The organism is Sphingomonas tabacisoli, from assembly GCF_042678385.1.
GTDB lineage: Bacteria > Pseudomonadota > Alphaproteobacteria > Sphingomonadales > Sphingomonadaceae > Sphingomonas_B > Sphingomonas_B tabacisoli.
Genome location: NZ_JBHUDY010000001.1, coordinates 1,609,006 through 1,621,207, shown reverse-complemented (window position 1 = coordinate 1,621,207; position 12,202 = coordinate 1,609,006). Strand labels below are relative to the sequence as shown.

Sequence of the window (12,202 nt, the reverse complement as noted above, 5' to 3'; positions counted from 1 at the left end):
GGGAGAGGGGCAGAGTCTTACCGCACAGCCCCTCTCCCGGTCTCGCTGCGCTCGCCCACCCTCTCCCCGGTGGGGAGAGGGTCATCAGATCGAAACACCACCCCACCCTTCATCACAAACCGCACGCGCCGAACCGCGCCGATGTCGCGGGTCGGATCACCTTCCACCGCGACCAGATCGGCGAGCAACCCCGGCTTCACCGCGCCGAGCTTGTCGGCGATGCGGAAAATACGCGCGTTGCCCGAAGTCGCCGCGATCAGAACGTCGGCGGCGGGCATGCCGGCGGCGGCCATCAGCTCCATCTCGCGCGCATTCTCGCCGTGGGCGAACACGCCGACATCGCCGCCCATGCACATCGTGACGCCGGCGGCCCGGGCGGCGGCGAAGCTCTTGCGGCTTTCGATCACGGCGTCGGGTGCAGGCTCCTGCCCGCTCCAGCCGCGATAGCGGGCGATCGCATCGCGCGCGGCCAGCGTTGGGCAGAGGGCGACGCCGCGCTCCTTCATCAGCCGGAAGATTTCGGGCGTGCCTTCGTCGCCATGCTCGATCGTATCGACGCCCGCGAGGACCGCGCGGCGCATGCCTTCGGCGGTGCCGGCGTGGGCAGCAACGATCCGGCCTGCGGAATGCGCGGCTTCGACGCCGGCTTTCAGTTCGTCGAGGCTGAAGGTGGGACGGCTCGGCTCGCCCTTGCCCCAGCGATAGTCGGCGTAGAACTTCACGACGTCGGCGCCGGCGCCGATCTGCCGGCGCACGGCGTGAACGAGGTTCGGGCCGTCCGCTTCCTCGGCGCCTTGCGGCACCGCGACGCCGCCGTCGAAACCCTTCGGCCCGTAGCTGCCCGTCGCCACCAGCGCCCGCGTCGCGACCAGCATCCGCGGCCCGGGCACGATGCCCTGATCGATCGCCTGCTTTAGACCGACATCGGCATAGCCCGCGCCCTCGGTGCCGAGATCGCGCACCGTCGTGAAGCCGGCCATCAGGGTGTTACGCGCCGCGATCGTGGCGCGAGCGGTCCGCAGCGCCAGCGGCTCGTGCAGCACCTGATCGTCCCACGGCGTTTCGTTGTACGGATGCAGGAACAGATGCGAGTGGCCCTCGATCATGCCGGGCATCAAGGTCGTGCCCGGCAGGTCGATTACAGTGGCGTCGGCCGGCGCTGCCAGATTCGGCCCCGCCGCTTCGATCCGCTCGCCACGGACGAGCACCGCCCAGCCTTCGTGCGCCTGGCGGTCGACGCCGTCGAACACGCGTGCGGGGCGGAGCAGGTAAACGCTCTCCGCCCAGGCGGGAGCCGCCAGCGCCATCAACAGGACGCCGAGCAGAGCGCGGATCATTTGCGGGGAGCCGGACCGGCGAACGTGACCAGGCTTTCCGCGCCGCTCGTCGAAAGCGCCGCGACGCCGAAGAAGTGATAATCGATGTTGACGCCCGGCAGCTTCAGCGACGTGGCGTTGCCCGGCACGTCCTTGTGATCGGTCCACTCAGTCCCGTCGGCAAGCCGCCAGCGGACGCGATAGCCTGCCGCGCCCGGCACCGGCTGCCATGCGACTGTCGTGTCGGCGCTCAATGCCCCTTCGATCGTCACGCCCTCGGGCGCGGCCGGCGCGCTCGCCAGCTCGCGGATCACCGCCATGTTCAAGGCGGTGACTTTCGCCAGATAGGGGAAGTCGACGCCTTCGATCGTATCGCCGTAGAATTTGCCGTTCTCGGTGCGCAGCGTCTGGTGCTGGTGGTCGTAATTCTCGGTTACTTCGGTGAAGCGAACCGCCGGATAGCCGGCTTCAAGGAACGGCGTGTGATCGCCGCCGCGCTGGAAGCGGTCTGGGCGCCGCACTGCCATCGCGCCAAGGCCATGCTCGCGGTCCGCGACGCGCTTGATCGCCTTGGCGAGCGCGCGCGACGGCGAATCGTCTTCGCCGCCATTGGCGCGCTGTGCCTTGTCCTCATCCAGCGTCGCCGCGGCGCGAATGCCTTCGCTGAACACACGGACATGCTTGTCGTCGCGCGCGCCGCCGACGCCGGTGGTGTTCCCGACGATATCGTTGTTGAGCACCGCAGCGATCTTCCAGCCGCGCGCCTTGGCGGTCGCCGCCAGCAGCTTGCCGCCCCACAGGCCCTGCTCCTCGCCCGAGAGCGCCGCATAGACGATCGTCGCCGGGAACTTCTCCTTGGAGAGAAGCCGAGCCGCTTCGATCACCAGCGCCGTTCCCGACCCGTCGTCGTTCGCGCCCGGCGCATCGGAGGTCGCGTCCATCGGGTCGGAGACGCGGCTGTCGATATGACCCTGCACGATCACCACGCGATTCGGATCGGAGGTGCCCTTCTGGATGGCGATGACATCCTCGACACGCACGCCGTTCGGCGCGCGCGGGCCGGTGAACTGGTCGCCGATCGTTTCAACCGCGAGGCAGCCGCCGCACGCTTTGGAATACTCCCCGAACTGCCCGGCCGCCCAGCGCCGCGCGGCGCCAATGCCGCGCTTGGGATCGGTCGTGGTGGACAGCGTATGCCGGGTGCCGAAGCCGACCAGCCTGGTGATCGTGGCTTTCAGTTGGGCGGGATCGGGTTGGGCAGCGGCGGCGGCGGAGAGCAGGAGAAGGTTGAGCACTATCAATTCCGTTCGGGCTGAGCTTGTCGAAGCCCTCCCTTCTTCTTCCAAACCTCAGAAAAGAAAAGAGAGGCCTTCGACAAGCTCAGGCCGAACGGCTCAATGTACCTTCGGCATCCACTTTCCGATAGAAACAGCTCCGCGCACCCGTGTGGCACGCCGGCCCGGCCGGCTCCACGCGCAGCCACAGCGAATCCTGGTCGCAGTCGATCCGCGCCTCGACGACGCGCAGCACGTTGCCGGAGGTCTCGCCCTTTTTCCAAAGCCGCCCGCGGCTGCGCGACCAGAAATGCGCTTCGCCGGTCTCCAGCGTGAGCCTCAGCGCTTCTTCGTTCAGGTGCGCGACCATCAGCAACTCGCCCGTCGCCGCGTCGGTCACGACGCCGGTGATGAGGCCGTCCGCCCCCCATTTGGGGTCAAGCGTCGTTCCCTGCTCGCGATCGTCGTTCATGGCGGCTGGATGCCCGAGCCGGACTGTGATTGAAAGCGGCATGCGCAAAGCCTTTCCCGCCTTCGCCGCCCTTGCCCTCGCCACTGCCGGCCACGCGGCGCCCGGCCCGGTTCCGGTCCAGCCCGAAGCGCGAACGATCCCGTTCGGCGCGCTGCGGCTCACGACGCTGCGCGATGCCGACTTCAATGCGGCCAATGACGGCAAGACGTTCGGCATCGACGCGAGCCCCAACGCCGTCGCGCGCGTGCTGATGGAAGCCGGACTGCCGGGTGATTCGGTGCCGCTCAGTGTCGACGTGCTGCTGGTCCGCGGGATCACCGGGCGGATCGTGCTGATCGACACGGGGCTCGGCCCCAAGATGGGCGGCAAGCTGCTCGCGAGCCTCGCCGCCGCGGGCGTGCTGCCGGCACAGGTGACCGACGTGCTGATCACCCATTCGCACGGCGATCATGTCGGTGGCGTGGTCGGATCGAACGGTCGCCCTGCCTTCCCGAACGCGGTTGTGCGCATGTCGCGGCAGGAATGGGCGTGGATGCAGGGACAGGCCGGCTCCCGAGCAATCGTGAATGCGATCCGCGGCCAGGTGCGCCCGTTCGAGCCGGGCGCGACGCTGCTGCCGGGCATCCAGGCCGTGCCGATCGTGGGGCACACGCCCGGCCATTCGGGTTATCGCATCAGCTCCGGCCGCGCGCATCTGCTCGATATCGGCGACACCGCTCATAGCGCGGTCGTTTCGCTTGCCGAGCCCGAATGGGGAATCGCGTTCGACACCGACAAGAAGCTCGGCAAGGCAATGCGCCGCACGGTCCTCGCCCGGCTCGCCCAGACGCATGAGCTGGTCTACGCACCGCACTTTCCTTTCCCAGGCACGGGGCGGATCGTGGCCAATGGCGGCGGCTACAAATGGCAGCCGGCCGACAAATAATATGACAATGGGGAGACAAACCGCCCCTCGCTTCCTATATGGCGCGCCAACGAGCCAAGGGTCCGGGTCTCTAATGCTCAGCACACATCCGTTCGACGACGACAAGCTTCGCGAGGAATGCGGGGTTTTCGGCATCTATGACGCCGAAACCGCTGCGGCCGTCGTGGCCCTTGGCCTTCACGCGCTCCAGCATCGCGGCCAGGAAGCGGCCGGCATCACGAGCTGGGACGGGGAGCATTTCCATTCCCACCGCGCGATGGGCCATGTCGCCGGCAATTTCGACCGGGACGACATCATCCGCGGCCTGCCCGGCAGGGCTGCTTGCGGCCATGTCCGCTATTCGACGACCGGCGAGACGGCGCTGCGCAACGTCCAGCCTTTGTTCGCCGAGCTGTCGTCGGGCGGGTTCGCGGTCGCGCATAACGGCAACATCTCGAACGCGATGAAGCTCCGCCGCGAGCTGGTGCGCCGCGGCTCGATCTTCCAGTCGACCTCGGACACCGAGGTGATCATCCACCTGGTCGCGACCTCGACCTACCGGACGCTGCTCGACCGGTTCATCGACGCGCTGAAGCATGTCGAGGGCGCCTACAGCCTTATCTGCATGACGCCCGAGGGCATGCTTGCCTGCCGCGATCCGCTCGGCATCCGCCCGCTGGTGATGGGCAAGCTTGGCGATTCGACGATCTTCGCATCAGAGACGGTGGCGCTCGACGTGATCGGCGCCGAGTTCATTCGCCAGGTCGAGCCCGGCGAGATCGTCATCGTGACCGATGCGGGGGTGCGCTCGATCCAGCCGTTCGGCGCGATCAATCCGCGGCCGTGCATCTTCGAGCATGTCTATTTCTCGCGCCCCGATTCGATCGTGGACGGCACGTCCGTGTACGACGTCCGCAAGGCGATCGGCGCGCAGCTCGCGATCGAGGCGCCGGTCGAGGCCGATCTGGTCATTCCCGTCCCTGATTCGGGCGTGCCGGCGGCGATTGGCTATGCCCAGCAATCGGGCATCCCGTTCGAGCTCGGCATCATCCGCTCGCACTATGTGGGGCGGACGTTCATCCAGCCGGGCGACCAAGTCCGGCACTTGGGCGTCAAGCTGAAGCACAATGCCAATCGCGCGCTGATCGGCGGCAAGCGCGTCGTGCTGATCGACGATTCGATCGTGCGCGGCACGACCTCCCTGAAGATCGTGCAGATGATGCGCGATGCGGGCGCGGCCGAAGTGCATATGCGGATCGCCAGCCCGCCGACGCGGCATAGCTGCTTCTACGGCGTCGACACGCCGGAGCGCGCCAAGCTGCTTGCCGCCAAGCTCGATGTGCCCGGCATGTCCGACTACATCCACGCCGACAGCCTGTCGTTCGTCTCGATCGAGGGGCTCTACAAGGCACTCGGCCATGACCGCCGCGCCGATGTCCGCCCCCAGCATTGCGACGCCTGCTTCACCGGCGACTATCCGACTACGCTGACCGACCAGGACGAACTGGCGCCGGCGGACCAGCTCAGCCTGCTGGCGGAGCGAGTGGTTTAGTCCCCTTTCGTCATCCCCGCGAAAGCGGGGATCCACCTTCTCTTTGCGGGCAGGCTTGCAAGGCAGGTGGATTCCCGCTTTCGCGGGAATGACATGGAAACGAAGCCCCTCACCGACCAACTCGTGCTCGTCACCGGCGCCAGCCGCGGGATCGGCGCCGCCACCGCCGAAGCGCTCGCCAGGGCCGGCGCGCATGTCGTCCTCGTCGCCCGCACCGCGAAGGACCTGGAAGCGGTCGAGGAACGCATCCACCAGGCTGGCGGCAGCGCCACGATCGCGCCGCTCGACTTGGTCGACGGTGACAGCATCGGCCGCCTCGCCACCGCGATCGCGGAGCGCTGGCAGAAGCTCGACGCGCTGATCCTCAACGCCGCGATGCTCGGCACGCTGACGCCCGTTCAGTCGATCGACGCCAAGGAGTTTTCGAAGCTCCTCACCCTCAACGTCGGCGCGCAGCAGGCGCTGATCGCAGCGTTCGATCCCCTGCTCCGCCGCGCCGAGCCCGGCAAGCTGATCGCGATCACCTCCAGCGTCGCAGCCACGCCGCGGGCCTATTGGGGCGCCTATGGTGCGTCCAAGGCCGCGCTTGAAACTTTGGTGGCGGCCTATGGTGAGGAACAGCGCAATCTCGGCAAAGTGAAAGTCGCGACGATCGACCCTGGTGCCACGCGCACCAAAATGCGCGAAAAGGCCTATCCGGGCGAGGACCCCACCACGGTGAAAGCGCCTGAAGTGGTGGGCGAACGCATCGCCGCGCTTTTGGCCGAAGGGTTCGAGACCGGACATCGGGAGCGGATCGAGAAACCCTGACGTCGTGGATTGATGCTCCACCTCATCCACCATCCCGGCTACCTCACCCCGCCGCCGCCCTCCGGCGGGTTTCCGGCAAGCAAATACAACCTGCTGATCGAGGCCCTCGACCGGCTCGAAATCCCCCAGACCCGTCACATTCCCGAGCCAATGCCGCGCGCCTGGCTCGAAGCCATGCACGACCCGGCCTATGTCGCCGAAGTCCTCGCCGCCGCCGTGCCGCGCGAAAAGGAACGCCGCATCGGCTTCCCCGTCACGCCACTGCTCAGCCAACGCGCCAAGCTCACCCCCGGCGGCACCTGGCTCGCGGCGAAGCTGGCGCTGCAGCACGGCTATGCCGCGAACACCGCCGGCGGCAGCCACCACGCGCTGCACGACACGGGCGCGGGCTATTGCGTGTTCAACGATCTGGCCATCGCCGCGCATCGTCTGCTCGCAGAAGGTGACGCCCGACGCATCCTGATCGTCGATTGCGACGTGCATCAGGGCGACGGCACGGCGTCACTGCTCGCCGGCCGCTCTGACGTCGCGACCTACTCGATCCACGCAGACAAGAACTTCCCGGCGCGCAAGGCCCGCTCGACGCTCGATGTGCCGCTTCCCGACGGCATAGGCGACGCCGCCTATCTCGACGCGCTGGCCGCCACCCTGCCCGCGCTGATCGACCGCATCCGGCCGGACCTCCTGCTCTACCAGGCCGGCGTCGACCCCCATGCCGACGACAAGCTCGGCCGCCTCGCGCTTACCGACGACGGCCTCGCCGCCCGCGACCGCTTCGTCGCGGAGCAGGCCCGCCGCCGCGGCATTCCGCTCGCGAGCACGCCCGGCGGCGGCTATGGCGCGGACAAGGCGCCGATCGCGCAGCGCCACGCGCGCAGCATCGAGACATTATATCGCGCTTTGATCGAAGCTTGATTGCTTCCGGCGCCAGATTTTCTACATTGGCTCACACGACAGAGCCGCTTAGCGCGGCCGCTCTGACATCGCAGGACAGGATTTCCATGGCCACAGCCGCCCATCAGCTCACTCCCGAGGAGGCGAGCGCGCGTCCGCCCGCCGAAAGCGTCGTCGTGCGCTTCGCCGGGGATTCCGGCGACGGCATGCAGTTGACCGGCGGCCAGTTCACGCTTTCCACCGCGCTTGCGGGCAACGACCTGGCGACTTTCCCGGACTTCCCCGCCGAAATCCGCGCGCCGCAAGGCACGACCTTTGGCGTCTCCGCTTTCCAGATCAATTTCGGCTCGACCGAGGTCGAGACCGCGGGCGACGCGCCCGACGTGCTGGTCGCGATGAACCCGGCCGCGCTGAAGGTGAATGTCTCGCAGCTCAAGGACGGCGGCCTGGTCATCGCCGACGAAGGCGAGTTCGGCGCGCGCAACCTCGCCAAGGCCGGCTACGACACCAATCCGCTGGAAGATGACAGCCTCGCCCGTTGGCAATTGCTGAAGTTCAACATCTCGCAGCTCACCCTGGAGTCGGTGAAGCCCTTCGGGCTCGGCAACAAGGAAGCGCTGCGCTGCAAGAACATGTGGACGCTCGGGCTGGCGCTCTGGATGTTCGACCGCGACCGCCAGCCGATCGTCGACTGGCTGAAAGCGAAGTTCGCCAAGGCCCCCACGCTCGCGGAAGCGAACATCGCCGCGCTGAACGCCGGCCACGCCTATGGCGAGACGGCGGAGCTGTCGGGTCCGCTGAAGCAGCATCACATCGCCGCCGCGCCTGCTGCGCCGGGCCTGTACCGCACCGTCACCGGCGCTGAGTCGATCTCGCTGGGCCTGGTCGCGGGCGCGCAGCTCGCCGGGTTGCCGATGTTCTTCGGCGGCTACCCGATCACGCCCGCCTCGGCGATCCTGCATCACCTGAGCCGCCTCAAGGAATATGACGTCACGACCTTCCAGGCAGAGGATGAGATCGCCGCGATCGCGAGCGCGATCGGCGCCTCCTATGCCGGATCGCTGGGCGTCACTTCGTCCTCCGGGCCGGGCATCGCGCTGAAAGGCGAGGCGATGGGCCTCGCGATCATGACCGAGCTGCCGCTGGTCATCGTCAACTCGCAGCGCGGCGGCCCGTCGACGGGCCTGCCGACCAAGACCGAGCAGTCCGATCTCTACCAGGCCGTCTATGGCCGCAACGGCGACGCGCCGATGCCGGTGATCGCCGCCCGCTCGCCCGCCGACGCGTTCGACTGCGCGATCGAGGCGGTGCGGCTCGCGACCCAATTCATGACGCCCGTCATGCTGCTGACCGACGGCTATATCGCGAACGCCGCCGAGCCGTGGCGCGTGCCGGACATGAGCGGCTATGCGCCCTTCCCCGTCCAGTTCCTCGAGCAGGTGCCGGAAGGCGGGTTCCAGCCTTACAGCCGCGACGAAAAGCTCGCCCGCCCCTGGGTGAAGCCCGGCACGCCAGGCCTGCTCCACCGCATCGGCGGCATCGAGAAGCAGCAGGGCACCGGCAACATCGACTATTCGCCGGCCAACCACCAGGCGATGACGGACATCCGCGCCGACAAGGTGCTCGGAATCGCCGATCATATTCCGGAGCAGGACGTCACGCTCGGCGAGGCCAAGGGTAAATTGGTTGTCGTCGGCTGGGGCTCGACCTACGGCCCGATCCACCAGGCGGTCCGGCGCCAGCGGATGCGCGGCCGCGACGTCCACCATATCCACATCCGCCACATCTGGCCGCTGCCGAAGAATTTGGGTGTCCTACTTCGCTCTTACGAGCGTATCCTCGTACCCGAGATGAATACCGGCCAGCTCAAGACCGTGCTGCGCGACCAGTATCTGGTCGATGCGAAGCCCCTCAACAAGGTCTCCGGCCAGCCGTTCCGCATCAGCGAGATCGAAGCGGCGATCGAGGCAGCGCTGGCATGACCCGAACCACGTTTCACCAACTCAATTTCCTCAACTTCGTGGTGCTGCAATGAACGACATGACCCCCATCGCGAAGACAACGATCAAGGACTGGGAGTCCGATCAGGAGGTCCGCTGGTGTCCCGGCTGCGGCGACTATGCGATCTTGAAAGCCGTGCAGCGGACGATGCCGGAGCTGGGCGTCGATCCGGCGAAGACCGTGTTCGTCTCCGGCATCGGCTGCTCCAGCCGGTTCCCCTATTACATGGAAACCTATGGCTTCCACACGATCCACGGCCGCGCGCCGGCGATCGCGACGGGGGTGAAGCTCGCCAATCCGGAGCTCGACGTGTGGATCATCACCGGCGACGGCGACGCGCTGTCGATCGGCGGCAACCACACGATGCACATCCTCCGCCGGAATCTCGACTGCCAGATCCTGCTGTTCAACAATGAGATCTACGGGCTGACCAAGGGCCAATACTCGCCCACGTCGCGCGTCGGCACGCGTTCGCCATCCACGCCGTTCGGCTCGGTCGACCGTCCCGCCTCGCCCTGTAGCTTTGCGCTCGGATCGGGCGCGCGGTTCATCGCCCGCGGAATCGACGTGCACAAGAATCTGCCCGCGGTGCTGAAGGCAGCGCACGCGCACCAGGGCGCGAGCTTCGTCGAAATCTACCAGAACTGCATCGTCTATAATGACGAGGTGTTCGCCAACTTCACCGAAAAGGCGAAGGCGGCGGTCAATCAGATCTGGCTGGAAAACGGTCAGCCGATGCTGTTCGCGAACGGCACGCTCGGCCTCAAGCTCAATGTCACGGACCTGCGGCTCGAGATCGTCAATGTCGAGAATGGCGACTGGCAGGCGGCGGGCGTGATCGTCCACGATCAGACCAACAAGGGCATCGCCCAGATGCTGATCGAGATGGAAGTGGAGCAAGGCTTCCCCGTCGCGCTGGGCGTCATCTACAACCACCCCCGCCCGACCTTCGAACGCGCCGTCGTCGAACAGAACCGCGCCGCGGCCGAAGGCAAGAAACCCGACCTGCAAAAGCTCGTCGCCAAGGGCCAGACCTGGCAAGTCGACAAACAACCGCACGAGATTTGATTTGCTGCCCTGCCGCTTGCGGGTCGGATCAGGCGTGGGCATGTTATCGAGGTGACCGCGCACCCGCCTGATCGCGGCCGGCAATTCCGTTCCGGCCAGCCCGCCAAGGGCCTGTGGAGCGCCATCGCGGCCGCGCCCTTCCACCGCATGCTCGACCGGATCGACGCGCGGCTGGAGATGGGTGCGATCGAGGCCTGGCTGCCCGACGGCAGCTACCGCATCCTTGGCGGTCGCGGCGCGGGGCCTGTCGCAGAAGTCGAGATTCGCAACTGGCGCGCGCTCGTTCGGCTGGCGCGTTCCGGGTCCGTCGGCTGGTACGAAGGCTGGGCGGCGCACGACTGGACCAGTCCGGATCCGGTGCCGCTGTTCGATTTGTTCATGCGCAATGGCCGCACGCTCGGCAAAACCGCTCGTGCTCGGGGCCTCAGCCGCCTCGCCAAGCGCATCGGCCATTGGCTGCGCGACAATTCGCCGCGACGCGCACGCCGCAACATCGCCTTCCACTACGATCTCGGCAACGCCTTCTATGCCGAGTGGCTGGATGAGACGATGACCTACTCGTCGGCGCTGTTCCAGGAGCCGATCCGGCCCGACGAGGAACTGGCCTATGCCCAGCTGAACAAGGTGCGGGCGCTGCTCGACCGGCTAGAGCTGAAGCCCGACCAGCATCTGCTGGAGATCGGCTGCGGCTGGGGCACGCTCGCCGACATCGCCGCCGACGAATATGGCGCGAACGTCACCGCGCTGACCCTGTCGCAGGAGCAGCAGGCGCATGCGCTGGAGCTCAATCGCTGCAACGCCGCCGCTGGCCGGGTGCGGATCGAGCTCAGGGACTATCGCGACGTCGCCGAGCAATATGATGCGGTCGCCAGCGTCGAGATGGTCGAGGCGGTCGGCCAGCGCTGGTGGCCCACCTATCTCCAAACCATCGCCCGCGCCCTGAAGGCGGGCGGCCGCGCGGCGATCCAGTATATCGCCATCGACGACGACCTGTTCGAAGCCTATGCCGCCAGCGCCGATTTCATCCAGACCTACATCTTCCCCGGCGGCATGCTGATCTCGGAAAGCCGGTTCCGGCGCGAGGCGGAGAAGGCCGGCCTCGAATGGGCCGACCAGCGCAATTTCGGCCTCCATTATGCCGAGACCCTGAAACGCTGGCGCGAGCGCTTCGACGAGGCCGCGGCGCAAGGCCGGCTGCCCGCGGGCTTCGACCAGCGCTTCATCGAGCTCTGGCGCTATTATTTGATGTATTGCGAAGGCGGCTTCCGCGGCAGCGGCATCTGGGTCGCACAAGTGACGCTGACCAAGCCAGCCTGAACCTCCAAAGCGGACCCAATCGCGCTGGCGCCACCTCGGCCATGACGCCAGACTGGCCTGATGGGGTTCCGTTTCCGCCGTTCGGTCCGCCTGATGCCCGGCGTCAGGCTCAACTTCAGTTCGCGCGGAGTCAGCACCAGTTTGGGCGGCCGCGGCGCGACGGTGAACCTCAGCCGCCGCGGCACAAGGGCGACGGTGGGCATCCCCGGCAGCGGGCTTTCCTATTCGACGCTATTGTCGCGTCCGGTCAGGCGGCCAAGCCTCGCCAGTTCGGCACGGCCAGCAATCTCTCCGGTCGCAGGTTGGATCGTCATCGGCGTCCTGTTGCTGATGCTGGCAATGTGCGCCTCCGGGCGAAGCGGAACGCCATTCCCGTCGCCCGAACCGGCTGCCGTTCCCTCGACGACCGCAACGCTCCGCACAGTCACTGGAAATGACGTAAATTGCCGCGCCGCGCCGTCCAAAGCGGGCGCGGTCGTGGCAAAGCTATCGAAAGGCGATCAACTCTCGGTGCTCGCGCAGGCTCCGGAATGGACGAAGCTGGTCCATCCCGGCGGCGATTGCTGGGTCTCGAACAGCCTCCTCGCCGGCTGA

Annotated in this window: 11 protein-coding genes; 8 read left to right on the top strand and 3 right to left on the bottom strand. The window is 67.1% G+C overall.

Going from position 1 to position 12,202, the window contains the following annotated elements; all coding sequences use genetic code 11:
• Window positions 1–17 precede the first annotated feature (17 nt).
• The 3 genes from ACFSCW_RS08435 to hisI all read right to left on the bottom strand — a co-directional run bounded on the left by ACFSCW_RS08435 (window position 18) and on the right by hisI (window position 3,062).
• A complete protein-coding gene (locus ACFSCW_RS08435; protein WP_380888401.1) occupies window positions 18–1,337 on the bottom strand; it encodes a metal-dependent hydrolase family protein in 1,320 nt (439 codons plus the stop codon).
• A complete protein-coding gene (locus ACFSCW_RS08430; RefSeq protein ID WP_380890063.1) occupies window positions 1,334–2,614 on the bottom strand; it encodes a M28 family metallopeptidase in 1,281 nt (426 codons plus the stop codon). Before ACFSCW_RS08430 ends, ACFSCW_RS08435 begins: the two co-directional genes overlap by 4 nt.
• Before the next feature lie 82 nt (window positions 2,615–2,696).
• A complete protein-coding gene (gene hisI, locus ACFSCW_RS08425; protein ID WP_380888400.1) occupies window positions 2,697–3,062 on the bottom strand; it encodes a phosphoribosyl-AMP cyclohydrolase in 366 nt (121 codons plus the stop codon).
• A gap of 40 nt (window positions 3,063–3,102) precedes the next feature.
• Here hisI and ACFSCW_RS08420 point away from each other — a divergent pair, with 40 nt between their 5' ends.
• The 8 genes from ACFSCW_RS08420 (at window position 3,103) to ACFSCW_RS08385 (ending at window position 12,202) form a co-directional block, all read left to right on the top strand.
• Entirely contained in the window at window positions 3,103–3,987 is an 885-nt protein-coding gene (locus ACFSCW_RS08420) for an MBL fold metallo-hydrolase (RefSeq protein WP_380888399.1), read from the top strand.
• Window positions 3,988–4,060: 73 nt separating this feature from the next.
• On the top strand, window positions 4,061–5,518 hold the full coding sequence (gene purF, locus ACFSCW_RS08415) for an amidophosphoribosyltransferase (protein ID WP_380888398.1): 1,458 nt from the start codon (window positions 4,061–4,063) through the stop codon (window positions 5,516–5,518).
• Between the two features lie 93 nt (window positions 5,519–5,611).
• Window positions 5,612–6,328: an SDR family NAD(P)-dependent oxidoreductase gene (locus ACFSCW_RS08410; RefSeq protein WP_380888397.1), complete on the top strand. Its 717-nt coding sequence runs from the start codon at window positions 5,612–5,614 to the stop codon at window positions 6,326–6,328.
• A gap of 12 nt (window positions 6,329–6,340) precedes the next feature.
• Window positions 6,341–7,243: a histone deacetylase family protein gene (locus ACFSCW_RS08405; protein WP_380888396.1), complete on the top strand. Its 903-nt coding sequence runs from the start codon at window positions 6,341–6,343 to the stop codon at window positions 7,241–7,243.
• A gap of 86 nt (window positions 7,244–7,329) precedes the next feature.
• Window positions 7,330–9,204 carry a 2-oxoacid:acceptor oxidoreductase subunit alpha gene (locus ACFSCW_RS08400; RefSeq protein ID WP_380888395.1) on the top strand — a complete coding sequence of 625 codons (1,875 nt, stop codon included), beginning with the start codon at window positions 7,330–7,332 and terminating at the stop codon, window positions 9,202–9,204.
• A 49-nt stretch (window positions 9,205–9,253) separates the two neighbouring features.
• Window positions 9,254–10,291 (top strand): 2-oxoacid:ferredoxin oxidoreductase subunit beta, encoded by a 1,038-nt coding sequence (locus ACFSCW_RS08395; RefSeq protein ID WP_380888394.1) that lies wholly within the window; start codon window positions 9,254–9,256, stop codon window positions 10,289–10,291.
• Window positions 10,292–10,342: 51 nt separating this feature from the next.
• A complete protein-coding gene (locus ACFSCW_RS08390) occupies window positions 10,343–11,608 on the top strand; it encodes a class I SAM-dependent methyltransferase (protein WP_380888393.1) in 1,266 nt (421 codons plus the stop codon).
• 60 nt (window positions 11,609–11,668) lie between these two features.
• Complete coding sequence (locus ACFSCW_RS08385; RefSeq protein WP_380888392.1) at window positions 11,669–12,202, top strand: DUF4236 domain-containing protein; 534 nt, start codon at window positions 11,669–11,671, stop codon at window positions 12,200–12,202.

Coding starts and splice junctions, on each gene's coding strand:
- purF (WP_380888398.1), top strand. CDS start 4,061: ATGCTCAGCACACATCCGTTCGACGACGACAAGCTTCGCGAGGAATGC.
- ACFSCW_RS08405 (WP_380888396.1), top strand. CDS start 6,341: ATGCTCCACCTCATCCACCATCCCGGCTACCTCACCCCGCCGCCGCCC.
- hisI (WP_380888400.1), bottom strand. CDS start 3,062: ATGAACGACGATCGCGAGCAGGGAACGACGCTTGACCCCAAATGGGGG.
- ACFSCW_RS08385 (WP_380888392.1), top strand. CDS start 11,669: ATGGGGTTCCGTTTCCGCCGTTCGGTCCGCCTGATGCCCGGCGTCAGG.
- ACFSCW_RS08395 (WP_380888394.1), top strand. CDS start 9,254: ATGAACGACATGACCCCCATCGCGAAGACAACGATCAAGGACTGGGAG.
- ACFSCW_RS08420 (WP_380888399.1), top strand. CDS start 3,103: ATGCGCAAAGCCTTTCCCGCCTTCGCCGCCCTTGCCCTCGCCACTGCC.
- ACFSCW_RS08435 (WP_380888401.1), bottom strand. CDS start 1,337: ATGATCCGCGCTCTGCTCGGCGTCCTGTTGATGGCGCTGGCGGCTCCC.
- ACFSCW_RS08400 (WP_380888395.1), top strand. CDS start 7,330: ATGGCCACAGCCGCCCATCAGCTCACTCCCGAGGAGGCGAGCGCGCGT.
- ACFSCW_RS08410 (WP_380888397.1), top strand. CDS start 5,612: ATGGAAACGAAGCCCCTCACCGACCAACTCGTGCTCGTCACCGGCGCC.